General features: G+C 64.8%; 22 protein-coding genes and 1 other RNA gene. 14 read left to right on the top strand and 9 right to left on the bottom strand.

What is annotated here, in order from left to right; all coding sequences use genetic code 11:
• Positions 1 to 33 precede the first annotated feature (33 nt).
• From sucB to E4P29_RS04895, 5 genes are all read left to right on the top strand, one after another.
• A complete protein-coding gene (gene sucB, locus E4P29_RS04915) occupies positions 34 to 1,824 on the top strand; it encodes a 2-oxoglutarate dehydrogenase, E2 component, dihydrolipoamide succinyltransferase (protein WP_135042421.1) in 1,791 nt (596 codons plus the stop codon).
• Positions 1,825 to 1,973: 149 nt separating this feature from the next.
• On the top strand, positions 1,974 to 2,864 hold the full coding sequence (locus tag E4P29_RS04910) for a TIGR01777 family oxidoreductase (RefSeq protein ID WP_135042419.1): 891 nt from the start codon (positions 1,974 to 1,976) through the stop codon (positions 2,862 to 2,864).
• Positions 2,865 to 2,885: 21 nt separating this feature from the next.
• A complete protein-coding gene (gene lipB, locus E4P29_RS04905) occupies positions 2,886 to 3,677 on the top strand; it encodes a lipoyl(octanoyl) transferase LipB (RefSeq protein ID WP_135042417.1) in 792 nt (263 codons plus the stop codon).
• 10 nt (positions 3,678 to 3,687) lie between these two features.
• On the top strand, positions 3,688 to 4,701 hold the full coding sequence (lipA, locus tag E4P29_RS04900) for a lipoyl synthase (protein ID WP_176456727.1): 1,014 nt from the start codon (positions 3,688 to 3,690) through the stop codon (positions 4,699 to 4,701).
• A 61-nt stretch (positions 4,702 to 4,762) separates the two neighbouring features.
• Positions 4,763 to 5,518: a DUF4191 domain-containing protein gene (locus E4P29_RS04895; RefSeq protein WP_027497404.1), complete on the top strand. Its 756-nt coding sequence runs from the start codon at positions 4,763 to 4,765 to the stop codon at positions 5,516 to 5,518.
• 37 nt (positions 5,519 to 5,555) lie between these two features.
• On the opposite strand, the gene E4P29_RS04890 is transcribed toward E4P29_RS04895, so the two are convergent.
• Positions 5,556 to 6,020, bottom strand: coding sequence for an RDD family protein (locus E4P29_RS04890; protein ID WP_032368127.1), 465 nt, complete (start codon positions 6,018 to 6,020; stop codon positions 5,556 to 5,558).
• A gap of 167 nt (positions 6,021 to 6,187) precedes the next feature.
• Between E4P29_RS04890 and glnA (E4P29_RS04885) the strand changes: the two genes are divergently transcribed.
• The 5 genes from glnA (E4P29_RS04885) to E4P29_RS04865 all read left to right on the top strand — a co-directional run bounded on the left by glnA (E4P29_RS04885) (position 6,188) and on the right by E4P29_RS04865 (position 11,435).
• On the top strand, positions 6,188 to 7,624 hold the full coding sequence (glnA, locus tag E4P29_RS04885) for a type I glutamate--ammonia ligase (RefSeq protein ID WP_032368128.1): 1,437 nt from the start codon (positions 6,188 to 6,190) through the stop codon (positions 7,622 to 7,624).
• A 206-nt stretch (positions 7,625 to 7,830) separates the two neighbouring features.
• Complete coding sequence (locus tag E4P29_RS04880) at positions 7,831 to 8,481, top strand: ABC transporter permease (RefSeq protein ID WP_027497407.1); 651 nt, start codon at positions 7,831 to 7,833, stop codon at positions 8,479 to 8,481.
• Positions 8,474 to 9,670 carry an ATP-binding cassette domain-containing protein gene (locus E4P29_RS04875; RefSeq protein WP_135042415.1) on the top strand — a complete coding sequence of 399 codons (1,197 nt, stop codon included), beginning with the start codon at positions 8,474 to 8,476 and terminating at the stop codon, positions 9,668 to 9,670. The genes E4P29_RS04880 and E4P29_RS04875 overlap by 8 nt, the downstream gene beginning before the upstream one ends.
• Positions 9,667 to 10,452, top strand: coding sequence for an ABC transporter permease (locus E4P29_RS04870; protein ID WP_027497409.1), 786 nt, complete (start codon positions 9,667 to 9,669; stop codon positions 10,450 to 10,452). Before E4P29_RS04875 ends, E4P29_RS04870 begins: the two co-directional genes overlap by 4 nt.
• Positions 10,452 to 11,435 (top strand): glycine betaine ABC transporter substrate-binding protein, encoded by a 984-nt coding sequence (locus E4P29_RS04865; protein ID WP_135042413.1) that lies wholly within the window; start codon positions 10,452 to 10,454, stop codon positions 11,433 to 11,435. The genes E4P29_RS04870 and E4P29_RS04865 overlap by 1 nt, the downstream gene beginning before the upstream one ends.
• On the opposite strand, the gene E4P29_RS04860 is transcribed toward E4P29_RS04865, so the two are convergent.
• From E4P29_RS04860 to E4P29_RS04850, 3 genes are all read right to left on the bottom strand, one after another.
• Positions 11,432 to 14,479, bottom strand: coding sequence for a bifunctional [glutamine synthetase] adenylyltransferase/[glutamine synthetase]-adenylyl-L-tyrosine phosphorylase (locus E4P29_RS04860; RefSeq protein ID WP_135042411.1), 3,048 nt, complete (start codon positions 14,477 to 14,479; stop codon positions 11,432 to 11,434). The two genes, E4P29_RS04865 and E4P29_RS04860, sit on opposite strands and share 4 nt — an antisense overlap.
• Before the next feature lie 142 nt (positions 14,480 to 14,621).
• Positions 14,622 to 15,962 (bottom strand): type I glutamate--ammonia ligase, encoded by a 1,341-nt coding sequence (glnA, locus tag E4P29_RS04855; protein WP_135042409.1) that lies wholly within the window; start codon positions 15,960 to 15,962, stop codon positions 14,622 to 14,624.
• A 101-nt stretch (positions 15,963 to 16,063) separates the two neighbouring features.
• Complete coding sequence (locus E4P29_RS04850; protein WP_135042407.1) at positions 16,064 to 17,629, bottom strand: alpha/beta hydrolase; 1,566 nt, start codon at positions 17,627 to 17,629, stop codon at positions 16,064 to 16,066.
• An 83-nt stretch (positions 17,630 to 17,712) separates the two neighbouring features.
• On the opposite strand from E4P29_RS04850, the gene E4P29_RS04845 reads away from it, so the two are divergent.
• From E4P29_RS04845 to pip, 4 genes are all read left to right on the top strand, one after another.
• Positions 17,713 to 19,437: an NAD+ synthase gene (locus tag E4P29_RS04845; protein WP_135042405.1), complete on the top strand. Its 1,725-nt coding sequence runs from the start codon at positions 17,713 to 17,715 to the stop codon at positions 19,435 to 19,437.
• A 143-nt stretch (positions 19,438 to 19,580) separates the two neighbouring features.
• Entirely contained in the window at positions 19,581 to 20,432 is an 852-nt protein-coding gene (gene panB / locus E4P29_RS04840) for a 3-methyl-2-oxobutanoate hydroxymethyltransferase (RefSeq protein WP_135042403.1), read from the top strand.
• Positions 20,433 to 20,504: 72 nt separating this feature from the next.
• On the top strand, positions 20,505 to 20,951 hold the full coding sequence (locus E4P29_RS04835; protein ID WP_135042401.1) for a hypothetical protein: 447 nt from the start codon (positions 20,505 to 20,507) through the stop codon (positions 20,949 to 20,951).
• Between the two features lies 1 nt (position 20,952).
• Entirely contained in the window at positions 20,953 to 21,909 is a 957-nt protein-coding gene (pip, locus tag E4P29_RS04830) for a prolyl aminopeptidase (RefSeq protein WP_135042399.1), read from the top strand.
• Here the strand turns inward: pip and E4P29_RS04825 are convergent.
• The 5 genes from E4P29_RS04825 to E4P29_RS04805 all read right to left on the bottom strand — a co-directional run bounded on the left by E4P29_RS04825 (position 21,899) and on the right by E4P29_RS04805 (position 26,031).
• Positions 21,899 to 23,344: an RNB domain-containing ribonuclease gene (locus tag E4P29_RS04825; protein WP_135042397.1), complete on the bottom strand. Its 1,446-nt coding sequence runs from the start codon at positions 23,342 to 23,344 to the stop codon at positions 21,899 to 21,901. The two genes, pip and E4P29_RS04825, sit on opposite strands and share 11 nt — an antisense overlap.
• A gap of 2 nt (positions 23,345 to 23,346) precedes the next feature.
• Positions 23,347 to 23,529: a hypothetical protein gene (locus E4P29_RS04820; protein ID WP_027497419.1), complete on the bottom strand. Its 183-nt coding sequence runs from the start codon at positions 23,527 to 23,529 to the stop codon at positions 23,347 to 23,349.
• Between the two features lie 57 nt (positions 23,530 to 23,586).
• Positions 23,587 to 24,027: RNase P RNA component class A (gene rnpB / locus E4P29_RS04815), an RNA gene on the bottom strand.
• A gap of 25 nt (positions 24,028 to 24,052) precedes the next feature.
• Positions 24,053 to 25,417, bottom strand: a complete 1,365-nt coding sequence (locus tag E4P29_RS04810) for an MFS transporter (RefSeq protein WP_245154163.1) — start codon at positions 25,415 to 25,417, stop codon at positions 24,053 to 24,055.
• 35 nt (positions 25,418 to 25,452) lie between these two features.
• Positions 25,453 to 26,031 (bottom strand): TetR/AcrR family transcriptional regulator, encoded by a 579-nt coding sequence (locus E4P29_RS04805; RefSeq protein WP_245154162.1) that lies wholly within the window; start codon positions 26,029 to 26,031, stop codon positions 25,453 to 25,455.
• Positions 26,032 to 26,060 lie beyond the last annotated feature (29 nt).

The following is a 26,060-nucleotide window of genomic DNA, read 5'->3' as shown; positions in this document are numbered from 1 at the left end:
CACCCGCATACAACTGTCGAGGAGTCAACAGACATGGCCTTCTCCGTCCAGATGCCAGCTCTCGGTGAGAGTGTCACCGAGGGAACTGTCACGAGGTGGCTCAAACAAGAAGGCGACACCGTCGAAGTCGACGAGCCATTGCTCGAAGTCTCCACGGACAAGGTCGATACCGAGATCCCGTCGCCTGCTGCCGGTGTTCTCACCAAGATCGTCGCTCAGGAAGACGACACCGTCGAGATCGGTGGCGAGCTCGCTCAGATCGGTGACGCGAACGAGTCTTCCTCGTCCGACGCTCCCGCCGAGGACTCTGCACCTGCCGAAGAAGCGGCACCGGAAGAGCCTGCCGAGGAGCCCACTCCCGCAGCCGAGCCCGAACCGCAGGCCGAGCAGGAAGCACCCGCAGCGAGCTCGTCTTCCGGCTCGTCGGGTTCCGGTTCCGGAACGCCGGTGACCATGCCCGAGTTGGGTGAGTCCGTCACCGAGGGCACCGTGACGCGCTGGCTCAAGGCCGTCGGCGACGAGGTCGCCGTGGACGAGCCGCTGCTCGAGGTCTCCACCGACAAGGTCGACACCGAGATTCCGTCTCCGGTCGCCGGCACCCTGCTCGAGATCTCCGCCGAGGAAGACGACACCGTGGCCGTCGGCGGCCAGCTCGCAGTCATCGGCTCCGGTTCACCCGCCGAGAAGGCCCCCGAGCCCGAGGCAACTCCGGAGCCCGAGGCCCCGAAGGCCGAAGAGCCCAAGGAAGAGCCGAAGCCCGAGCCGAAGCAGGAAGCCCCCAAGAAGGAAGCTCCCAAGGCCGAGCCGAAGCCCGAACCGAAGCAGGAGGCCCCCAAGGCCGCTCCCGCCAAGGAATCGGCACCGTCGGGCGACTCGAGCCCATACGTCACTCCGCTGGTCCGCAAGTTGGCGTCGGACAATGACGTCGATCTGTCGTCCGTCAAGGGCACCGGCGTGGGTGGACGCATCCGCAAGCAGGACGTTCTCGCCGCAGCCGAGGCCAAGAAGGCTCCCGCTGCTCCGGCTGCCGAGGCAGCACCCGCCGCAGCGTCGAAGCCCGCAGCACCGGTGACCGCGGGAGTTCGTCCCGAGCTCGCACACCTGCGCGGCACCACGCAGAAGATCAACCGTATTCGTCAGATCACCGCGAAGAAGACGCGTGAGTCGCTGCAGACTTCTGCTCAGCTGACGCAGACCTTCGAGGTCGATGTGACGAAGATCGCCGGTCTCCGCACCAAGGCCAAGGCGAAGTTCGCCGAGAACGAGGGCGTCAACCTGACGTACCTGCCGTTCTTCGCGAAGGCGGTCGTCGAGGCTCTCAAGGCTCACCCGAACGTCAACGCGAGCATCAACGAGGACGCCAAGGAGATCACGTACCACGCCGATGTGCACCTCGGCATCGCCGTGGACACCGAGCAGGGTCTGCTCTCCCCCGTCATCCACAACGCAGGCGACCTGTCGCTGGCCGGACTCGCGCGGGCGATCAACGACATCGCCACCCGTGCACGTTCGGGTGGACTCAAGCCCGACGAGCTGTCCGGTGGCACGTTCACGATCACCAACATCGGCAGCCAGGGCGCGCTGTTCGACACCCCGATCCTGGTTCCGCCGCAGGCGGCCATGCTGGGTACGGGTGCGATCGTCAAGCGTCCCGTCGTGGTCAAGGACGACTCGGGCAACGAGTCGATCGGTGTTCGCTCGATGTGCTACCTGCCGCTCACCTACGACCACCGGTTGGTGGACGGAGCCGACGCAGGTCGCTTCCTGACGACCATCAAGCAGCGGCTCGAAGTGGCATCGTTCGAGGCCGATCTGGGTCTGTAGACAACCGGCGAGTGTCGCGCCACGTATTCTCGTAAGAGCGCGAAACATTCGCATCGGGGTCTCGTTCACCAGGGGCACGGACAGAGCATCCGGGGCATCATTCGTTCGCGAATGGTGCCCCGGAGTGCGTCAAGGAGGCTTTCGTTCACATGCGCGTAGTCATTGCAGGTTCATCAGGATTGATCGGCACAGCTCTCGTTGCAGCTCTGCGCGGCCGCAGCCACGACGTCACCAGACTGGTCCGGCGTTCGCCTGCGGGTCCGGACGAGTCGCAATGGGACCCGTCGCACGGCAGTATCGACCCCGCCGTGCTGGCCGGTGCCGATGCGGTCGTCAATCTGTGTGGCGTCGGCATCGGCGACAAGAGATGGTCCGGTGCGTACAAGCAGCTGGTGCGCGACAGCCGCATAGCGCCCACCGAGGTGATCGCGTCGGCTGCTGCCGACGCGGGTGTCCCCACCCTGATCAATGCCAGCGGCGTCAATTTCTACGGTGACACCGGCGACCGAGTGGTCGACGAGACCGCCACAGTGGGAGACGGATTCCTCGCCGAAGTGTGCCGCGATTGGGAGAACGCCACGGCTGCGGCGTCGGAGGCCGGTGTACGCACGATTCTGTTGCGCAGCGGTGTGGTGCTGTCGCAGCGCGGCGGCATGCTGGGCAAGCTGCGCCCGCTGTACCTGTTCGCGCTCGGTGGTCGATTGGGCAGTGGCCGTCAGTACTTTCCGTGGATTTCGTTGGAGGACGAAATCGGTGCCATCGTGCACGGTATCGAGAACGACTCGCTGCGCGGGCCGGTCAACATGGTGGGGCCGACTCCGGTGACCAACGCCCAGTTCAACAGCGCGATGTCCCGAGCGGTGCATCGTCCGGCCCCGTGGGTGGTGCCCGGGTTCGCCCTCAAAGCGGTCATCGGTGAATTTGCCGAGGAGGCGATCCTGACCGGGCCGCGAGCCATTCCCAAGGCACTCGAAGACGCCGGCTACACCTTCGAGCACAACACCGTGGGCGAAGCACTGCGGGTGGCTGTCGGCTCATGACCCGGCGTAGCGTTTCCTCTCATGAGTGACGTGAACGCCCCGTCGATTACGGCCACCGGCACCGACTCGGCCCGGGCCAGCAGCGAGCCGGTCGTCGTGCGAGAGCTGGGCACCGTCGAGTACACCCAGGCGTGGGCTATGCAGCGGGAAGTGGCCGACGCCCGCGCCGACAACCGGGGCCCGGATACGCTGCTGCTGCTCGAGCACCCTTCCGTCTACACCGCGGGGCGGCGTACCTCGGAAGAGGACATGCCGCGCGACGGTACTCCTGTGGTCGAGGTGGATCGCGGCGGCAAGATCACCTGGCACGGTCCGGGTCAACTCGTCGGCTACCCCATCGTCGCGCTGGCACAGCCCATCGATGTCGTCAAGTACGTCCGCCGGATCGAGGAAGCGCTGATCTCCGTGGTGTCCGATCACGGCATCGCGTGCGGGCGGGTGGACGGCAGGTCCGGGGTGTGGCTCGCGTCCGAGGTTCGCGACGGCGTGCTTCTACCCGAACGCAAGATCGCGGCCATCGGCGTGCGAGTTCAGCGCGGCGTGACCCTGCACGGCTTCTCCCTCAACTGCAATTCGGCAATGACGGGCTTCGACGCGATCGTGCCCTGCGGAATCGCCGATGCCGGTGTGACGTCGCTGTCGCTCGAGCTGGGACGAGACGTGACGGTCGACGAGGTACTCGAGTCGGTCACGACGGCAGTTCTGGCCGCATTGGACGGATCGATGCCGGTCAGAGACCACGAGCTCGGGCACCCGGAGATCACTACCGCCACGGTCAACCCGCAAGTCACGACGGTTCGGTTCGGCGCGTAGCATTGCTGAGGTGACTGTGGCCCCAGAAGGACGCAAGCTGCTCCGCCTCGAGATCCGAAACGCGGAGACCCCCATCGAACGCAAACCCAACTGGATCAAGACCAAAGCCAAGATGGGCCCGGAATACACCGAGCTCAAGGGTCTTGTGAAGCGTGAAGGTCTGCATACGGTGTGCGAGGAAGCCGGCTGCCCGAATATCTACGAATGCTGGGAAGATCGCGAGGCGACCTTCCTCATCGGCGGCGAACAATGCACCCGTCGATGCGATTTCTGCCAGATCGATACCGGCAAGCCCGAGGATCTCGATCGTGACGAGCCCCGCCGCGTGGCGGAGAGTGTGCAGGCCATGGGCCTGCGCTACTCGACGATCACCGGAGTCGCCCGCGACGACCTCGAAGACGGTGGTGCGTGGCTCTACGCAGAGACCGTCCGGTACATCAAGAAGCTCAACCCGAACACCGGCGTCGAGCTGCTGATCCCCGACTTCAACGCCAAGCCCGATCAGCTGGCCGAGGTGTTCTCCTCCCGCCCGGAGGTGTTGGCCCACAACGTCGAGACGGTGCCGCGCATCTTCAAGCGCATCCGTCCGGCGTTTCGGTACCAGCGGTCGATGGACGTCATCACCGCGGCGCGTGACGACGGTCTGGTCACCAAGTCGAATCTCATTCTCGGCATGGGCGAGACTCCCGAGGAAGTCCAGGAAGCGATTCGCGACCTGCACGAGGCGGGCTGCGACATTCTGACGATCACCCAGTACCTGCGACCGTCACCGCGGCACCACCCCGTCGAGCGGTGGGTCAAGCCGGAGGAGTTCGTCGAGCACTCCGACTACGCCACCGAGGTCGGGTTCGCCGGCGTGCTGGCCGGCCCGTTGGTCCGCTCCTCGTACCGCGCCGGACGCCTTTACGCGCAGGCCATGGCACACCACGGTCGCGAACTGCCCGAGAGCATGAGCCACCTCACCGACGGCGGCGAAGCTTCTCAGGAGGCCAGCTCGCTGATGGCTCGGCTGGCTCCTCGCTGATCGCTCTGCTCGACGCAGCGCGATGCACGTGAGCGTCGGCACAGGCCGTATCCTGTGAGGTATGGCGAACGGCAGTAAAGCTGGCAAAGCAGCAAAGCCCAGCAAGGAAGCAAAGGCGGCTGCCAAGGCAGCCCGCAAGCAGGCATCGAAGGAACGGCGCAGCCAGTTGTGGCAGGCGTTCCAGATGCAGCGTAAGGACGACAAGGCTCTCCTTCCGCTGATGATCGGAGCGGTGGTCGGTCTCGGACTGATCGGCTTCCTGATCGGCCTGGCCTTCGGCTTTCAGTGGTTCCTTCTCCCCATCGGGCTTCTGTTGGGCGTGCTGGTCGCGTTCATCATCTTCGGCCGACGGGTGCAGAAGTCCGTGTACAAGAAGGCCGACGGTCAGGCCGGTGCTGCGGCGTGGGCCCTGGACAATCTTCAGGGATCGTGGCGTGTCACCAATGCGATCGCAGGCACCACTCATCTCGACGCCGTGCACCGGGTGATCGGGAAGCCCGGGGTGATTCTCGTGGCCGAGGGTGCCCCGCAGCGCGTAAAGACCTTGCTGGCCCAGGAGAAGAAGAAGACCGCCCGGCTGGTGGGCGATACTCCGATCTACGACATCATCGTCGGTAACGGGGAGAACCAGATTCCACTGTCGGGTCTGCAGAAGTACCTGTCGAAGCTGCCGAAGAACATCGACGGTAAGCGGATGGACACCATCGAGTCACGGCTGGCCGCGTTGGGCACCAAGGGTGGCCCGGCAATGCCCAAGGGACCGATTCCCGGCGGGGCCAAGATGAAGGGCGTTCAGCGGACCATGAAGCGTCGCTGACCCGTATTTCGACCGACAGCCCTGGTGCGTCGACCCCTCAGCGGGTCCGCAGCAGGGCTGTTCCCGTTGCGCGGTCGTGCATTCCCCGGCCGTCCATATCGGTGATCACGGCCGGGACGACGAACAGCAGAATGAGCTGCCGCACCAATGCCCGGACGAAACCGACTCGCGCATGGGCGTCGATGCGTCCCACCTGAACTCCCACGATGAACTGCCCCGGGGTGAACGAGAACAGCGAGACGCTAGCGATTCCTACGACGAACCACACGGCCAGCACGATCGTCGAGATCAGCCCGCTGGTGGTGTAACCGCCGAGAATCAGCGACGCCACACCGGTGGCCATCGTCCAGTCCAGCAGCAACGCCAGGACTCTACGACCGGTTCCGGCGAGTGCGCCGACACCCTGTGCGGGCAGACCGAGTTGTTCCCCACGGAAGTTCTGCGGCGGTCGTGGGTTCGCGGCCGCCGGTCCGGACAACCAGGACCCTGTCATTCGTGCCATGATTCCCAGGATAGGCGCGGTCGGGCACGCGAAAAAACGGGTGGACGTACTGTTGTTCGTGCCAACCGTGAACCACGACGTGTAACACGGGCGAAACACGAGCTTGACGGGCGGGCAACACCGAGTCCATACCGTCAGTTCGACGGACTCAACTAAGGAGCAAAAGCGTGGCGTTTTCCACGGCCCAAGAGGTCATCAAGTTCATCGCAGATGAAGGAATCGAATACGTCGACATCCGGTTCACCGATCTGCCGGGTGCGCAGCAGCACTTCTCCATTGCTGCCAAGGCGTTCACGGCCGACACCCTGGAAGACGGCCTTGCGTTCGACGGCTCGTCCGTCCGCGGCTTCCAGTCGATCCACGAGTCCGACATGATCCTGCTGCCGGACTACGCCACCGCTCAGGTCGACCCGTTCCGCAACGCCAAGACGCTGAACATCGACTTCTTCGTCCACGACCCGTTCACGCGTGAGGCCTACAGCCGCGATCCGCGCAACGTTGCTCGTAAGGCCGAGGAGTACTTGGCGAGCACCGGCATTGCCGACACCGCGTACTTCGGTGCCGAGGCCGAGTTCTACATCTTCGATTCGGTTCGCTTCGATTCGCAGGCCAACGGTGCGTTCTACGAGGTCGACTCGTCCTCGGGTTGGTGGAACACCGGAGCCGAGACCGAGGCCGACGGCAGCCCCAACCTGGGCTACAAGGTTCGCTTCAAGGGCGGCTACTTCCCCGTCGCGCCGTACGACCACTACGTCGACCTGCGCGACCAGATCTCGACCAACCTGCAGAATGCAGGCTTCGAGCTCGAGCGTGCCCACCACGAGGTCGGCACCGGCGGTCAGCAGGAGATCAACTACAAGTTCAACACGCTGCTTCGCGCGGCCGACGACTTGCAGCTGTTCAAGTACATCGTCAAGAATACCGCGTGGCAGAACGGCAAGTCGGCAACCTTCATGCCGAAGCCGCTCTTCGGCGACAACGGCTCGGGCATGCACGTGCACCAGTCGCTGTGGAAGGACGGTAAGCCCCTCTTCCACGACGAGGCCGGATACGCCGGACTGTCCGATCTGGCACGTCACTACATCGGCGGCATTCTGCACCACGCTCCGTCGCTGTTGGCCTTCACGAACCCGACGATCAACTCGTACCACCGCCTGGTGCCGGGCTACGAAGCCCCCATCAACCTGGTCTACAGCCAGCGCAACCGCTCTGCGGCAGTGCGTATCCCGATCACCGGTAACAACCCGAAGGCCAAGCGCCTCGAGTTCCGCGCGCCGGACTCCTCGGGCAACCCGTACCTGAACTTCGCCGCTCAGATGATGGCGGGCCTGGACGGAATCAAGAACAAGATCGAGCCGATGGCTCCGGTCGACAAGGATCTCTACGAGTTGCCGCCCGAGGAAGCCAAGAACATTCCTCAGGCACCCACCTCGCTCAACGCGGTCATCGACCGTCTCGAGGCCGACCACGACTACCTCACCGAGGGCGGCGTCTTCACCACCGACCTCATCGAGACGTGGATCTCGCTCAAGCGTGAGCAGGAGATCGCTCCGGTCAACCTGCGTCCGCACCCGTACGAGTTCTCGCTCTACTACGACGTGTGAGTTCTCGGGTCATCTTCGCCGGTGACCCGTCGTTAGTCCACGAACGCCCGACCGGGCTGACCCGGTCGGGCGTTTGCGGTTCGAATGGGCTTGTCGCCGAAACCATTTCGTCGTTTCGCTGCAAAAGGGTTCACCTGACGTTTGAATGGGTAACGACGGGGTACAGAAAAGCATCCGCGCTCAGCCGAACAGAGGACTACAACTGCATGGACGCTCTGTGGGACTTCATCGTCGGGCGGCGAAGGCAGTTGGCGATCGATTCGTATCTCCACGTGTCGGCCGTCATTCAATGTGTCGTCATTGCAACCGTCATCGGGGTGGCGATCGGTGTGCTCGTGTACCGAAGCCCTGCGGGCTCCGCAGTCGCGACGGCCCTGGCCAGTACGGTTCTCACCATTCCGTCGTTCGCATTGCTCGGAGTTCTCATTCCGGTGCTGGGTCTGGGCGTCAAACCCACTGTGACAGCACTTGTTCTGTACTCGCTTCTCCCGATCATCCGCAACACCGTGGTGGGCTTGGCAGCCGTCGATCCGGCCGTTGCCGACGCGGCCCGCGGAATCGGAATGAGCCGCGCTCTGGTGTTGCGCCGCATCGAGATTCCACTCGCGTGGCCGTCGATCCTCACCGGCATGCGCGTCAGTACGCAGATGGCCATGGGCATTCTCGCCATCGCCGCGTACGCCAAGGGTCCCGGACTCGGCAACCTCCTCTTCTCGGGCCTCGCCCGCGTGGGTAGCCCCACAGCTCTACCGCAGGCCCTGACCGGCACTGTCCTGATCGTCCTGCTGGCGTTGATCCTCGATGGGATCTACGTGTTGATCGGCAAACTGACCACCTCGAGGGGTATCCGTGAGTGACTCGACCCGTACATCGAATGTCTCCGGCGCGGAAATCGTGCTCGAGAACGTGACCAAGAGCTATCCGGGGCAGAAGCTCGCTGCCGTCGACAACGTGTCGATGACCATCCCCGCGGGCGAGGTCGTCGTACTCGTCGGGCCGTCCGGTTGCGGCAAGACGACGACGATGCGCATGATCAACCGTCTGATCGAGCCGACATCGGGCCGCATCACGATCGGTGGCAAGGACGCACTGTCGATCGATCCGAACGAATTGCGCCGCACCATCGGTTATTCCATTCAGCAGGCAGGCCTGTTCCCGCACATGACGATTGCGCAGAACGTCGGCATGGTGCCGGGTCTGATCGGGTGGAACAAGAAGCGAATCGACGACCGCACGGACGAGATGCTGGACCTCGTCGGCCTCGATCCGGCGGTCTATCGCCAGCGTTATCCGCGGCAGCTCTCCGGCGGTCAGCAGCAACGCGTCGGAGTCGCACGCGCTCTTGCCGCCGATCCTCCGGTGCTGTTGATGGACGAACCGTTCGGTGCCGTCGACCCGATCACCCGCGGGTTGCTGCAGGACGAATTGATGCGTCTGCAAGCAGAATTGGGCAAGACCATCGTGTTCGTCACGCACGATTTCGACGAGGCGGTCAAGCTCGGTGACCGCATCGCCGTGCTCGGTAACCAGTCCACGATCCTCCAGTACGACACCCCCGAGGCGGTGCTCGCCAACCCGGCCGACGACACCGTGGCCGGGTTCGTCGGAGCCGGAGCCGCTTTGAAGCAGCTGACGTTGATGCGAGTACGCGACATCGAGCTGTCCGACGTACCGGTCTTCGGCGAGGACGACTCGGTGGAGTCGATGAACTCGGCGCTGGGATCCGACCCCGAAGCCTGGGGAATCATCGTCGATTCCCGTAGACGCCCGATTCGGTGGACGGATCGACGCCACCTCGCGGGGGTCGGGAGCCTCCGTGACGTCGGGGTGCCGATGGGAGAATTGGTTTCGACCCAGTCCACCCTGCAGGACGCGCTGGAAGCTCTGTTGTCCGAGGGCAATGCGACGGCGACCGTCACCGGCAATCGCGGCGAGTACGTCGGCACCGTGACGATCGACGTGCTGATCGACACCATCAAGTCGTTGCGGTCGCAACACGCGAACGATCACGACGAGCCGCGCGCAGCTGCCGGGACTCCGTCGTGACGACACTCGCCGATACCGGCGACGAGACCAAGGATGCCGCGCGTACTGCCAAGCGCGCCGAGCGAATTCGTCTTCTCATCCAGCCGGCCCTGGTGCTGGTGATCGTGGCGATTCTGTTGGTCTACGCGTTGACCAGAGACCTCACCGCGACGCAGGCCGAGACGATCAACATCAGCACGATCTCTACCAGGGTTCTCGAGCATGTGCTGATCACCTTCGTCGTCACCGCGTTGGTGCTCGTCATCGCCGTGCCTCTGGGAATTCTGTTGACTCGCAACGGGTATCGCAAAGCCGCTCCACTGTTCATCGGTATCGCGAACATCGGGCAGGCCGCACCGGCCGTCGGCTTGCTGGTGTTGTTGTTCCTGTGGACGGGAGCAACGGGTTTCTGGACCGGCGTTCTCCCGATCGCGTTCTATTCGTTGCTCCCCGTTCTGCGCAACACTATGCTGGGCTTTCAGACAGTCGAGCCGAACTACATCGATGCCGCTCGCGGACAGGGCATGTCGAACATGGGGATTTTGCGCCGCATCGAGTTCCCGCTCGCGGTTCCGTTCATCCTGGCGGGTCTGCGCACCTCGCTCGTGCTCGCCGTCGGCACCGCAACTCTGAGTTTTCTCGTCGGAGCAGGCGGGCTCGGCGTTCTGATCGACACCGGCTACAAGCTCAACCAACCACTCATTCTCGTCGTAGGTGCCGTTCTCGCGGTTGCACTCGCGCTGTTGGTGGATTGGCTGGGCGCACTCGCCGAGGCCTACCTCGGACCGAAAGGACTCCGCTGATGCGGCGCACCACCCGACGACTCGCAGCGCTGTGCGCCACCACCGCTCTCGGACTGACGGGGTGCGGATTGCAGTCCGGCGGCGCGATGCCGTTGTCGGTCGAGGCCGGCAGCATCACTCCGCTCGCAGGGCTCGAAGGTGCCGAGTTCACCGTCGGATCGAAGGACTTCACCGAGCAGATCATCCTCGGCTACATCCTCGAATTCGCTCTCAGCGCAGCCGGTGCCGACGTTCGAGACCTCACCAACATCGTGGGCTCGCAGAGCGTTCGACTCGCGATGCAGAACGGCCAGGTGGACCTCGCCTACGAATACACCGGAACCGGGTGGATCAACTACCTGGGCAACGAAAAGCCCATTCCCGATGCCACGGAACAGTTCGAGGCAGTGCGCGATGCGGACAAGGCCAACGGCATCGACTGGGTCAATCCCGCGCCGATGGACAACACCTACGCGCTGGCCATGAATCAGCAGGTCGCGCAGGAGACCGGTGTGCGCACGCTGTCGGACTACGCCGCTCTGGTGAACCGAGACCCCGCCGCCGCGTCGCTGTGCGTCGAGACGGAGTTCAACAGTCGCCAGGACGGACTCCCCGGCCTCGCCGCCACATACGGTTTCGACGCCAACGCCATCTCGGTGCAGATTCTGCAGACCGGCGTTATCTATCAGGCAACAGCGGACGGTTCGCAGTGCCGATTCGGTGAGGTGTTCACCACCGACGGCCGAATCAAGGGCCTGAACCTGACCGTGGTCGAGGACGACAAGGCGTTCTTTCCGCGGTACAACGCGACTGTCGTCGTGCGGCAGGAGATCGCGGATCGCTATCCGGAGATAGCCGAGGTCACCGCGCCCATCTCCGCTGCGCTCACCAACGAAGCGATTTCGGAGTTGAACAAGCAGGTCGACATCGACGGCCGGGAACCCGCGGACGTCGCACGTGACTGGATGGTCGAGCAGGGCTTCGTCACCGCGGGCAGCGACTAGAGCCCGCCGAACGTCCTCTCCACGACTGCCTTGGCCCGACGCGTGACGCGCAGATAGTTGTCGAGGAATGCCCCGGCGTCGCCGTTCTCCCACCCCGCCACCTGTGCGACGGCGGACAGGACGGCACCCGGTCTCGGCAGTTGGTCGGTCGGCTTACCGCGAACCAGGACGAGTGCGTTGCGCGCTTTCGTCGCCAGGATCCACGCTTCACGCAGCAGTTCGATGTCGGTCTCACTCATCAGCTCGGCGGCACCGATCGCGTCGAGAGACTGCAGCGTCGACGTGTTGTGCAGTGACTCGACCTTGTGTGCGTACCGGAGCTGGATGAGCTGGACGGTCCACTCGATGTCCGCCAGTCCCCCGCGTCCGAGCTTGGTGTGGGTGGCCGGGTCGGCTCCCTTGGGGAGACGCTCGGAGTCGATCCGCGCCTTGATACGCCGAATTTCACGGACGGCGTCGGCGGACACTCCACCCTCGGGGTAGCGAACCTTGTCGGCCATCAGCAGGAAGCGGATGCCCAGGTCCTGATCTCCCGCCACCTGATGCGCACGCAGCAGAGCTTGTACCTCCCACGCTTGAGCCCACTGGGCGTAGTACGCGGCATAGGACGACAGCGTGCGCACCACTGGGCCGTTGCGACCTTCCGGGCGCAGGCCGGTGTCGACTTCGAGCGGAGGGTCCGTGCTCGGCGCTCCGAGCAGTTTGCGGATGCGATCGGCAATGGTGTTGGCCCACTTGACCGCAACGGTCTCGTCGACGCCGTCCACCGGTTCACAGACGAACAGCACGTCGGCGTCGCTTCCGTAGCCGAGTTCGCCGCCGCCGAGGCGTCCCATGCCGATGACGGCCAGGGTCGCCGGTGCCGGCTCGCCGCGCTCCTTCTCACTCGCCCGCACAGCGGCCGCCAATGCCGCGTTGATCACTGCGGCCCACACAGAAGACAGCGCCCGGCAGACCTGAGGGACGTCGAGCATGCCGAGTATGTCGGCCGAGGCCACCCGGGCCAGTTCGTGGCGTCGCAGCGCCCTGGCAGCGTTGATCGCCCGAACCGGGTCCTCGTAGCGAGCCGAGGACGACAGGATGGCGCGGTAGGTCTCTTCGGGTTCGGCGTCCAGCAGGCGTGGGCCGGTGGGCCCGTCGGCGAACAACCTGATGACCTCGGGGGCCTTGATGAGCAGATCCGGCACGTACGCCGAGGATCCGAGCACGATCATCAGCCGCTGGGCCACCGCACCCTCGTCGCGCAGCACTCGCAGGAACCACGTCTGTTCGCCGGCCGATTCCGAGAGCCGACGGTAGTTCAGCAGTCCGGCGTCGGGATCCGGTGTGTCGGCGAGCCATTCGAGCAACGTCGGCAGCAGCACAGCCTGAATCTGACCGCGGCGGGTACCGGAACCGACCAGAGCTCGCAGATGGCCCAGTGCATTCTGCGGAGTCGCGTATCCGAGCGCGGCAAGCTGACGCGTCGCCGCGTCCGGGGTCAAACGCACTGTCTCCGAGTCGAACTTGACCACCGAGTCGAGCAGCGGTCGGTAGAAGAGCTTGGCGTGCAGCCGACGGATGCGCTGCGCGTTGCGCTTGATCTCGGCATTGAGCACACCGAGCGCATCGCGATTTCCGTCCGGTCGCATGTGCGCCGAGCGTGCCAACCACCGCAAGGCTTCCTCGTCGTCCTGCGGCGGCAGGGTGTGTGTGCGACGCATCCGCTGCAATTGCAGTCGGTGCTCGATCAGCCTGAGGAACTCGTAGGACGCGGTCAGATTCGCGGCGTCGTCACGGCCGACGTACCCGCCCTCGGTCAGAGCCGTCAGGGCGTCGGTCGTGCCCAGTACGCGCAACGACTCGTCCGTTCGGCCGTGCACCAATTGCAGGAGCTGGACGGCGAATTCGACGTCGCGCAGACTGCCGCGTCCGAGTTTGATCTCCCGTTCGCGCAGCTCGGTCGGCACCATCTCCTCGACCCGTCGCCGCATAGCGCGGACCTCGGGCACGAAGTCCTCGCGCTGACTGGCCAGCCACACCATCGGATTGACGGCATCGACGTAATCGTTGCCGAGGGCGATATCGCCGGTCATCGGCCGAGCCTTGAGCAGGGCCTGGAACTCCCAGGTCTTGGCCCAGCGCTTGTAGTAAGCCACGTGCGAGTCGAGCGTGCGAACCAGCTCGCCGCGCTTACCTTCGGGGCGAAGCGCAGCGTCGACCTCGAAGAACGCCGAGGACCCGATGCGCATCATCTCGCCGGCGATCCGACTCGCCTGTGAGTCCGCCGGCTCGGCGACGAACACGACATCGACGTCCGAGACGTAATTGAGTTCGCGCGCACCGCATTTGCCCATGGCGATGACGGCCAGCCGCGTCGGACACGGGGCATCGGGACACACGGTCGCCACCGCCACCGACAGAGCCGCAGTGAGCGCCGCGTCTGCCATGTCGGACAGTTGGGCTCCCACCACCGTGTACGGCAGAACCGGTTCGTTCTCGACGGTCGCGGCGAGGTCGTACGCGGCCAACACCATGATCTGGTCGCGGTACTTCTTGCGCAGGGCGATCACGGCGGGCGGGCCGGTGACGGACGCGCGGTACAGATCGGGTGCGGCATTGGGCCCGGTCTCCGGCTCGGCCCCGACGGCCTCGAGCAGCTCCGCGACCAGCGTTGCCTTGCTGGGCAACTGGATCTTCGCCGACACACCGCTGCTCTGACCTTCAGCGGTCAGTAACAACCGCCAGGTGATGTCGTCGGCAACGAGGTGGTCGGCAAGCGCACTGGACGCGCCGACGAGCCCCAGGAGGCGGCCGCGGAATCCCTTGTCGTTACGCAGTGCGGCGTCGAATTCGGCCCAGCCATTGCCCAGCATCTCGTACATACGCACCAACGTGCGCAGTGCGAGATCCGCATTGGGGGCACGCGAGAGCGACCACAGCAGCTCCAGACTCTCTTCGCCCGTCCAGCCCAGGGTGCGCAGATCGGACGGCGCAGTCTCCTCGACGAGACCGAGGCGGCCAGGTCCGGGTACGACCGACCTGGAAGTGGGAGGACGCACCATCAGAATCCACCTCGGGGTGCCACAGATATACCTCGTCGTCAGTAATGCGACGCGAGGGTGCCCACGCCGGCATCGAACCTACATTCGGGATCGACTAGAACGTAGCCCATGGCAGCGCTGGGTTGTTACAGACCCCGCTGCTCTACAAACCGAGGTACGCCCTCAGCTCGTACGGCGTGACGTGGCTGCGGTACTCCTCCCACTCGCGACGCTTGTTGCGCAGGAAGAAGTCGAACACGTGCTCGCCCAGTGCTTCTGCGACCAGCTCGGAACCCTCCATCGCGTTGAGCGCTTGGTCGAGGTTGCCCGGCAGTTCCTTGTAGCCCATGGCGCGACGCTCCGCGGAGGTCAATGCCCACACGTCTTCCTCGGCCTCGGGAGGGAGGGTGTACCCCTTCTCGATTCCGCGCAGGCCGGCCGCGAGCAGCACCGCGAAAGCGAGATACGGGTTGCAGGCCGAATCGGGGCTACGAATCTCGACGCGTCGCGACGACGCCTTGTTCGGGGTGTACATGGGCACACGAATCAATGCCGACCGGTTGGCCGGTCCCCAGGATGCGGCCGTCGGAGCTTCGCCACCACGCACGAGACGCTTGTACGAATTGACCCATTGGTTGGTCACGGCACTGATCTCGTTGGCGTGCTCGAGGATGCCGGCGATGAAGGACTTGCCGGTTTCCGACAGCTGCATCGGGTCGTCCGGGTTGTGGAAGGCGTTGGTGTCGCCCTCGAACAAGCTCATGTGCGTGTGCATCGCCGAGCCGGCCTGATCGCTGAACGGTTTGGGCATGAACGTCGCCCGCACGCCCTCTTCGATGGCAACTTCCTTGACCACGTAGCGGAAGGTCATGATGTTGTCGGCCATGGACAGCGCGTCCGCGTACCGCAGATCGATCTCCTGCTGGCCCGGCGCTGCCTCGTGGTGGCTGAACTCGACCGAGATACCCATCGACTCGAGAGCGTCGATGGCATGACGACGGAAGTTGGGAGCCGAATCGTGCACGGCCTGGTCGAAGTACCCGCCGTTGTCGGCAGGGGTCGGCGGTGAGCCGTCCTGGGGAGCGTCCTTGAGCAGGAAGAATTCGATCTCGGGGTGCACGTAGCAGCTGAATCCGAGGTCAGCTGCCTTGCTGAGCTGACGGCGGAGCACATGCCGCGAATCGGCCCAGGACGGAGACCCGTCGGGCATGGCGATGTCGCAGAACATGCGGGCAGAGTGCTGATGCCCCTTTCTGGTCGACCAAGGCAGAATCTGGAACGTCGACGGATCCGGCTTGGCGACGGTGTCGGCCTCCGAGACGCGGGCGAATCCTTCGATGGCGCTGCCGTCGAAGCCGATTCCCTCGTCGAATGCACCTTCGAGTTCAGCGGGCGCGATGGCCACCGACTTGAGGTACCCGAGGACGTCGGTGAACCAGAGGCGGACGAAACGAATGTCGCGCTCTTCGAGAGTCCGGAGCACGAATTCCTTTTGACGATCCATGAACGCGAGAGTAAGCAAACGGAGTTAAATCTGTGTTACATCGTGAATTCAGTCTCACTTCGTGGAACTCTCAACTCACCTCGCGCCCGGTGATGTACGCGTCAGCACACCAATCCTTCGCCTGGCGGGACGAGGTCCACCAGGTAGTTCGTCAGCGGATCGTCGATGCATTCGACTCCCGAGAACGCCACCGTGTGTTGGGTGCCGTTGAAGGTGACCAGGTCACCGCGCAGTTGAGCAGCAAGTTCCACACCGGCTTGGTAGGGCGTCGCCGGATCGTTGGTCGTCGAGACAACCACCAGTGTGGGCAGCCCCTCCACGTCCACGATGTGGGGCTCGCTGGTGTTCGGCACCGGCCAGAACGCGCACAGATCCAGCGGCGCGTTCCCGGTGGAGCGGCCGTCGTCGAGGTACGGCGCTGCCGCTCGGAACCTGGCGTCGGCCTCGTCGGCCTCTCCCCGGTCGGTGGTCGGCGGGCCGTCGACGCATCGGACGGCGTTGAACGCGTCGTCGATGTTGGTGTAGCTACCGTCCTCGAGTCGCCCGGAGTAGGTGTCGGCGAGGCGCAGCAACGTGTCTCCCCGTCCCTCTCGCAGTTCGCTCAGTCCTGCTCGCAGCAAGCGCCAGAGCTGCGGTGAGTACAGCGCCTGTTGCGCTCCGGTGATCGCGTCGTCGTAGCTCAGTCCGCGCGGGTCGGTGGTGTCGGCGGGCTTGTCGACCAGCGGGTCGACCAAGGTCCGGAACTGCGCCACGGCCTGGGACGGATCGGTGTTGAGCGGACAGGTATCCGTCTGCGTGCAGTCCGCAGCGAACTGGTCGAACGCGGTCTGGAACGCCGCACCCTGGGCGACGGCCTCGTCGACGGGCGACTGGTCGGGATCGAGTGCTCCGTCGAGCACCATGGCTCGTACGTTCGACGGGAACGCCTCGGCGTAGGCGGTTCCGATGCGTGTCCCGTACGAGTACCCGACGTACGTCAGCTTCTCGTCGCCCAGCACTGCGCGGATGACATCCATGTCGCGGACGACTTCACGGGTGCCGACGTGTTCGAGCACGTCGGCCCCGGTGCGTTCGACACATTGCGCCGCGTAATCACGATGATCGGCTTCGGTGGCGGCGATCCCTTCCGGGCTGACGTCGACGTCCGGTTCCCGACGCTCTTCGTCGACTCCCTCGGACGTCAGGCAGCGCACTTCGGGTTCGGAGGCCCCGACCCCACGTGGATCGAATCCGATGCGGTCGAACCGGTCGGCGATCGGGGTGCCGTCGGCTTGCTCGGCGAGGTAGAGCCCCGACGAGCCGGGGCCGCCCGGGTTCATCAGGATCGACCCGATCTTCTCCCCCGTCGCCTGTGTCCGTGAGATCGCGATGTCGATGGTCTTGCCACCCGGGTCGGCGTAGTCGAGTGGCACGGTCACTCGGGCGCACTGGACTGCGTCACCGAGCTCGGACCCATCGGTGTTGTAGGACTCACACGATTCCCACTGCACATTCTGGGTGTAGAACGCCTCGAGCCCGGCAGGAACCGGACCGGCCGGAGCCGAGAACGTGGAGTCGGACGCGGTGGACGGATCGGGGTCGGCACCGGGCCCGGGCGCGGAGCAGCCGGTGAGTACGAAGGCGACTGCGGACAGTGCCACGACCGACGTCGTGGTGCGCGTTCTCATGAGTCGATCGTGCCAGGTCTTTCCGGCCACACTCCATTCTCGCTGCCCGGCAGGGACGGCCGTCGAGCACTAGCGTCTACACGGTGCAGGCCCTCAGACTCGCCCTCGCCCAGATCAATCCCGTCGTCGGCGATCTCGAAGCGAATGCGGCGGCGATCGTCGAATGGACCGTCCGTGCCGCCCATGACGGTGCCAACGTGGTCGTGTTTCCGGAGATGGCCCTGACCGGGTATCCGGTCGAGGATCTGGCGCTGAATCCGTCGTTCGCCGCGGCATCAGCGCAGGCACTGACGGGGCTGGCGGAGTGCTTGGACCGAGCCGGGTGCGGCGATCGCATCGTTGTGGCGGGATATCTCGACCGCGATGTCGAGGGCTCGAGAAACAGCGCGGCGGTGATCGTCGACGGCCGGGTCGCAACTCGGTACGACAAGCATTCACTGCCCACCTACCGGGTATTCGACGAGGCACGTTATTTCGCGCCCGGCTCCCGGTTGAGCATCGCGACGGTCAACGGTGTGCGGTTCGGACTCGTTGTGTGCGAGGACATCTGGCAACCCGGCGGATCCGTGGCCGCCTACGCCTCGGCCGGAGTCGATCTACTGCTGTGCCTCAACGCGAGCCCCTTCGAGCAGGGGAAGGACACGATTCGTCACTCCATCGTCCAGAGACGAGCCACCGAGATCGGGACCCCCATCGCGTACGTGAACGCGGTGGGCGGTCAGGACGAGCTGGTGTTCGACGGGGGAAGTCTCGTGCTCGGCCCCGACGGCTCGACGTGGGGCCGGGCTCCGCAATTCGTCGAGCACTTGTTGATCGTCGACGTGGATGCCCCCACCGATCCGGTCGCGGACTCCCCCGCGGTGGCCGGTTGGACGGTCGATCGCGTAGCTCTGCCCGACGTGGCGGTCAGCGGCTGGCAGCGTACCGAGCCGTCCCTGGCTCAGCCCCTCTGCGCCGAGGAACAGGTGTGGGGCGCGTTGGTAACCGGTTTACGGGATTACGTGCACAAAAACGGCTTTCGCTCGGTCACCCTCGGCCTGTCCGGCGGAATCGATTCGGCGGTCGTTGCCGCCATCGCCGTCGATGCCCTTGGCGCCGACACGGTGTACGCAGTGTCGATGCCCTCGGAGTTCTCCTCGGAGCATTCGCGCATCGATGCCGAGGATCTCGCCGCGCGCACCGGCATTCACTTTCGGACCGAACCGATTTCCCAGATGGTTGCCGGCGTCGTGGACCAGCTGCACCTGACCGGCGTGGCCGAGGAGAACGTGCAGGCGAGATGCCGGGGAATCGTGTTGATGGCACTGTCCAACACGTTCGGTCATCTGGTTCTTGCCACCGGGAACAAGTCCGAACTGGCGGTGGGATATTCGACGATCTACGGCGACGCGGTCGGCGGCTTCGCGCCGATCAAGGACGTGCCCAAATCGCTGGTCTGGGAATTGGCGCGCTGGCGCAACGAGTCCGCGATCGACCGCGAAGACGTCCCGCCGATCCCCGAGTCGAGTATCGACAAACCACCCTCGGCCGAGCTCCGGCCGGGTCAGCTCGATACCGATTCACTGCCCGACTACGACACCCTCGACGCCATCCTGTTTCGGTACGTCGACCACGATCAGGGCGTCGCAGACATCGTCGCGGCGGGTTTCGACGCGTCCATCGTGGCGGACATCGTGCGCAAGGTGGACACAGCGGAATACAAGCGACGGCAGTATCCGATCGGCACCAAGGTCACCTCGCGGGCGTTCGGGCGCGATCGCCGGATGCCGATCACCGACGGCAGGGTCACGCACGAGCTCGCGAAGTGACGATCAGCCGGTACCGCGACTGTGACAAATTGCACTCGTCACCAGCATTCCTGTGACAGAAGGGCGGTGGCAGACTGGTCACGTCATCACACCCCATCCCGGGGACCCGCCGAGCGGGCCTCGAGGACCAGAAAGGGACAAAGATGTCCGAAAATGCTGTGTACGGCGGTTCGTCCACCGAATCTCCGGCGACCGCGCTGACCCGCAAGACCCGTACCCACCATCTGCTGCAGATGAAAGCAGAGGGTGAGCGTTGGGGAATGCTGACGGCGTACGACTACTCCAGCGCCCGCATCTTCGAGGAAGCCGGCGTCCCTGTGCTTCTCGTCGGTGACTCCGCGGCCAACGTCGTGTACGGCTACGACACCACCGTGCCGATCACCATCGACGAGTTACTTCCTCTCGTACGCGGGGTGGTACGCGGCGCACCGCACGCCCTCGTCGTCGCCGATCTACCCTTCGGTACCTACGAAGCCTCACCGCAGCAGGCACTCGAAACCGCTGTTCGTTTCATGAAGGAAGGCCTCGCGGGCGCTGTGAAGCTCGAGGGCGGCGAGCGGGTCGCACCGCAGATCGCTGCCATCACCGCTGCCGGCATCCCCGTCATGGCCCATGTGGGATTCACCCCGCAGAGCGTCAACACCCTCGGCGGATTCCGCGTTCAGGGCCGCGGGGACGCGTCCGAACAACTCGTCGCCGACGCCATCGCCGTACAGGAGGCAGGTGCCTTCGCCGTCGTCATGGAGATGGTCCCCGCCGACATCGCCGGCCAGGTCACCCGCAAGCTCACCATCCCGACGGTCGGCATCGGTGCAAGCAACGAGTGCGACGCCCAAGTTCTCGTGTGGCAGGACATGGCCGGATACACCAACGGCAAGACCGCCAAGTTCGTCAAGAAGTTTGCCGACGTGGGCGATTCGCTGCGCACCGCAGCCACCACGTACATGTCCGAGGTGCGCTCGGGAGTCTTCCCCGGACCCGAACACAGCTACTGACCGTCGTCGCCACTGTTCGTTCCGCAGGCTGCACTCCTACTCTGGTCCCGGTTCGGATGGCACACTCGGGCCATGACATTCAGACGGGGTACGACGTCCATTGCAGGACGAAGCGCAGTCGCACTGGTCGGTGCGGCTGCGCTTCTCGCCGTAGTCGGGGCATGCAGCACCGACACGACCAACACGGGTTCGTCGTCGGCCACGACGACCGCTCCGAGCACGACGGTGACGACCACTCCTGCGGGAGCGGCTGTCACCGATGCCCAGAAGCAGCAGCTGTGCACCGATCTCGAGGCGCAGCTGTCCAATTGGCGCGTGCAGGGCCCCACCCTCGGTCGCGGCGGTCTGAACATTCTGGTGCAGACCTGGGCTGCGCAGAGCGGCGTCATCAACCTCCAGGTGGTGCAGAATCGCGCGCTCGTCGACGACATCACGAAGGAAACGTGCTCGGACGTGCGGGACGAGGCCATCCGCTCCCTCGACATCCCGGATCTGGCCTCCGGTCTGGTCGGTTTCTAGGATGCGCACCTTGTACCCGGAGATCGAGCCCGTGGAGACCGGTCACCTCGACGTAGGCGAAGGGCAGCGGATCTACTGGGAGATCTCCGGCAACCCCGACGGCGAACCTGTGGTGTTCGTGCACGGCGGTCCCGGCGGTGCCACCAATCCACTACAGCGTCGTTACTTCGATCCGCAGGTCTACCGCATCGTGTTGTTCGATCAGCGAGGCTGCGGGCTGTCGACCCCTCATATTGCCGACGGGGCAGATCTGTCGGTCAACACCACCGATCGCTTGATCTCCGATATGGAGAAACTCCGCGAGCACCTGAACATCGACACCTGGTTGGTGCTCGGCGGATCCTGGGGCTCCACGTTGTCGCTGGCCTACGCACAGACGCATCGCGACAGGGTGCGAGGACTCGTGCTCCGAGGAATCTTCCTCGTCCGTCCGTCGGAGATCGACTGGTACTACCGCGGCGGTGCCGGACACATCTTCCCGGACCTGTGGGAGGAGTTTCTCGCCCCTATTCCGGAAGGCGAACGAGACGGGGATCTGGTCGAGGCATATCACCGACAGTTGATGTCCGAGGACGACGCTGCAGCGACCCGGGCCGCGGTGGCGTGGTCGTCGTGGGAGGCAGCAACGAGTTACCTGCTTCCGAAACCCGATGCTGTACAGCATAATTCGGATGCGCGTTTTGCTCGCGCCTTTGCCGGAATCGAGAACCACTACTTCCGCAACGGGTGCTTCCTCGAAGAGAACCAGTTGCTACGCGACGCGCACCTGCTCGACGGTATTCCTGGCGTGATCGTGCAGGGCCGCTACGACGTGGTGTGCCCGGCCACGAGTGCGTGGGCGCTGCACAAGGCCTGGCCGAGTGCAGATCTGGTGATCGTCGACGATGCCGGCCATTCTGCGGCCGAGCCGGGCATCGTCCACCACCTCGTCGAGGCGACCGACCGCTTCAGGCCGTGACAGCCGGGTAGTCGAACCGGACTGTGCGCGAGTCGGTGTCGGCCCGAGTCAATCGGACCTTCACCGACTCCCCCGCAGGCGGCGCGCCGTCACACTTGCCCATGACGATCGGTTCGGTCACGAGCACCTCGGCGTCGCGCTTGCCCTCGGCACCGCGCAGCACCACTGCGTCGAACGTATGACCGACGCGATCTTCGAGCACGTGCGCTTCGGTCAGATCGATGCAGGCTCGATCCACTTTCGAGGCTGCAGAATCCGATCCACGCATGATCGCCGGTAACTCCGGTAGCGCCTGAGCCGCCCACTCGGGGACGGGCACACCCGCGACCACGGCCAGACACACCTCGGTGGCGAAACGATCCGACAGCCGTCGCAACGGGGCCGTCACATGGGCGTACGGCGCTCCGATACCCGAGTGTTCGACGGGACCGTCGGTGCCGGGTGCATCGATGGTCGAGTTCGGAGTCCGACTGTCGAACGCCGAATAGTCTGCTCCCCGAAGCAATCCCGTGGCCCGAGTCATCATCGCCAGGGTCGACGGTTCGTCGGTGGGCAGGCCGGCGAGCACTGCGCCGGCGGATGCGCCGGCGGGCCACTCGATTCCGAGTGCGTTCGCGGTCTTCTTCAGGGTCTCGACGGCCTCGGGCGGTGCGGGCGGAAGCGTGCGTACGATGCCGATTCCGGCGTCGAGCATGATTCTGGCTGCGCACATGCCCGTCAGCAAGGACACCTCGGCGTTCCAGCCGTCCACTGCTGTTCGCGGTTGCAGAACGATTCGCCAACCGTGCCCGTCCGGAACCACTTCCTGCTCGGGGAGTGTGATGTCGATGGCTCCTCGACGCCTCGCTGCCTCCGCCCGTAGGTGTCCGAACTCGGCAAGGGCAGCGATCGACGGGTGCGGTGTGCCGGCGTCGAAGTCGGCTTGCACTCCCGCGTAGTCGAGACGTGCGGTCGAACGCACGAGCGCACGGGTGACGGTCCACGCGGCGGCTTCACCGACGTCGTCGAGTTCGATGGTCCACAGGGCAGCGCAGCGCGTGTGCCCTTCCAGCAGGCTTCCCGAGCCCTCCGACAGCTCTCGCGGATGCAACGGAACCGAACCGTCGGGTAGATAGAAGGTTTGGCCGCGGTGCCGAGTATCGGCATCGAGCGCTCCCCCGGGTACCACGAGGGCACCGACGTCGGCGATCGCGTAGTGCACCACCAATCCGTTCGAGGTCTTCTCGATGTGCACCGCTTGATCGAGATCCTTGGAGCCGAGTGGGTCGATAGTGACGAAGGGGATGTCGGTGCGGTCGATTCTGCTGTCGGCGTGCGCGTCTCGCGCGTCCACCGCCTCACGCAGTACTTCCGGATCGACGCCGTCACGCAGGCCGAACTCGGCTCTGACGGCACCGAAGTCGAAGCCCGGTGCCCTCAGACGGGTGAGCAGCACCGTCAGTTGTTCCAGTCGTCGTCGGAGTCGGCGGCCTTGTTGCGGGCGGCTGCGATCTTCAGCGCCTGCTCTGCGGTGGCCTTGTCCGGATACGGACCCATGCGGTCGAGGGCATTGGTCTCCTTGCCCTGCACAACCTGCTTGGTGCTGATGTCGTAGTACCAGGAGCTGTCGTCGTCGGTCATGACTTCCAGTGTGCCCCATGGAGCGACGCGGCAGGAGAACTGCGAGAAAAGTGAGTGCGAACGAGTCGGCCTGTAAGCCGGATCCTGTTCAACGTTCCCGCTCGCGCGGGTCCGAATCGACGACCATCCATCTGGGCACACCGTTGCCGGGTACCTCGAGCAGTCCACCCGCAGGCTCGGGCGAGCAGCCCTCGAGCACCTGCGCAGCTGCACCCCTTACGCGGTGCAGCCTTCGACCTTGCTCCGGGCGGGGTTTACCTAGCCACCCCAGTCACCTGAGATGCTGGTGCGCTCTTACCGCACCGTTTCACCCTGACCTGCAGCTCGATTCCGAAGAACCGAACCGCAGGCGGTCTGTTTTCTGTGGCACTGTCCCGCGAGTCACCTCGGGTTGCCGTTAACAACCGCCCTGCTCTGTGGAGTCCGGACTTTCCTCGGCCCGAAGCGGAACGGAACCTGTCCGTCGGTACTTCGAGCCGCAGCCGTCCAGCCAACTCGTTCGCGATTGCGTACTCTACCCGCCTCACGTCGGATGCCCGGCGATTGCCCGGCCATGAAGAACAGAGGCACTCACGATGGCCGCGGCAGCGGTGACGACCACCCCCACCCAGGCGGCGGACGTGTAAGCATCCTCTCCGGGGAAGGTGGAGCCCGGACGCGTTCCGGCGGCGAGTACCAGACCACCGATCGCGCTTCCGAAAGAGAATCCGACACTGCGCACCACCTGGTTGATACTCATGACGCTCGAGGTCTCCGAGGAGGGCACCACCGGCAGCACGACGGCCGGCAGCACGGCCGAAAAGCTTCCGACTCCGAAACCCAGAATCGCCATCACCGCACAGAGTTCAACGACGCCGGCGCGGGTACCGGCGAACAAGGCGAGAGCCACCAGAACGATCAGTGCGCTGACCGTCAGCGCGCTGGCTGCCCCCACCCGACGCAGCGCTCTGGGTACCAGCTTGCCGGCGAGAAATCCGAACACCGAGAACGGAACAAGGACGAGGCCCGCCGCGAACACGTCGCGGCCGAAACCGTATCCGGCACCGGAAGGCGTCTGCGCGTAGCGCGTAGCGAGGGTGAGCAGCAGATACATTCCGATGCCGCCGAGAAACATTGCGCCGTTCGCTCCGACCACAGCCCTGTGACGAAACAACCGAAGATCGACGAGCGGTGCCGAGCTTCTCAGTTCGACGCGTACCCATATGCCCGCAGCGACGACCGCGGTTGCAGCCAGCACCCCCGCCGTCCAAGGGCGGCTCCTCCACAGCGCGGTCTCACTGACGAGAACGAGCACCAGCGTGAGAGGGATCGCTAGCAGCACCGCACCCGGAACGTCGATCCGGGTCGCACGCTTGCGCGTCGAGGCAGGAACAACTCGCAGAGCAACGGCAAACGCCATGACCGTCATCGCAGCACCGAATCCGTATGCGAGCCGGAGACCGCCGTGCTCGGCCAGAAACCCCGACAAGGGATAGCCCACACCGACACCCGCAGTAGACGCGACCGACAACAAAGCGATGGTCGATCCGGACCGCTTGTCGAACATACGATCTCGCACCACACCCATCAGCATCGAAGTCAGGGCCAGTCCCACTCCCTGGGCTGCGCGGCCGAGGAGCAGCCAGGAGAAGGACAGCGGCAGTGCGGTCAGAATGCCTCCGGCCGAGACGACGCCCAGTGTCCCGAGGATTGCTGCCCGTCGATGCGGACCCGATCCGAGGCGGCCCAGAACCGGTGTCGTGACGGCACCGGTCAACAAAGCCAACGTCAACGTCCATTGTGCACTGGAGAGGGAAACGTCGAAAGTTGTTGCGACGCTCGTGATCAGCGGGGCACCGAGGCTACCGACGGCGGCGACGACGACTCCGACGAACAACAGAGAAGGCACGAGCATTCGTGATTCGTCGTGCTCGGAGCCGGAGATCAACGGTTCGTCTCGATCGTGATGTGGTCGAACAATCCGGCGTGGATACGAGTGCCCACTCCGTTCGCCCAGGGTTGGTCGACGTCATGAATCTGCAGGGCCGCGCCACTGTTGAGCAGCATGCCGAACGCCAGAAACGCTTTGACGGTCACCGCATCGAGACCGGTGACCTCTACGACGGTGTTCCACATCCGGCCGAACGCCTCTCGAACGGCGTCGCGCACCTCTTCGTCGCCACACGCCGCGATCCCCTGCAGCTGCAGCAAGAGTGAGGTTCGATCCTCGAGCATGGCGTAATAGCACTCCCCCATCGAGGCCAAGGCTTGCTGACCGGTGGCAGTACCTGCCGCCTCGCGCATCCCATCCGCCACACGGTCGAACGAGGCGACCACCAGCTCGGAGAACAGTGCCTTCTTGGTTCCGAATATTCGAAAGATGTAGGCCTGGGTGATCCCTGCTTCGCGAGCGATCCTGTCGGTCGAACCGCCGTGCAGTCCAGACGATGCGAATTCGTCTGCCGCTATCCGCAGTATTTGCTGCCGTCGTTCCGGGCCTGTCATCCGTCCTCTCTGCGCCATGCCGCCAAGTTACTGGTTACTAACTGCTG

The sequence above is a fragment of the Rhodococcus sp. 1R11 genome, from assembly GCF_004563845.1.
Taxonomy (GTDB): Bacteria; Actinomycetota; Actinomycetes; order Mycobacteriales; family Mycobacteriaceae; genus Rhodococcoides.
This window is presented reverse-complemented; position numbering and strand designations above follow the sequence as displayed.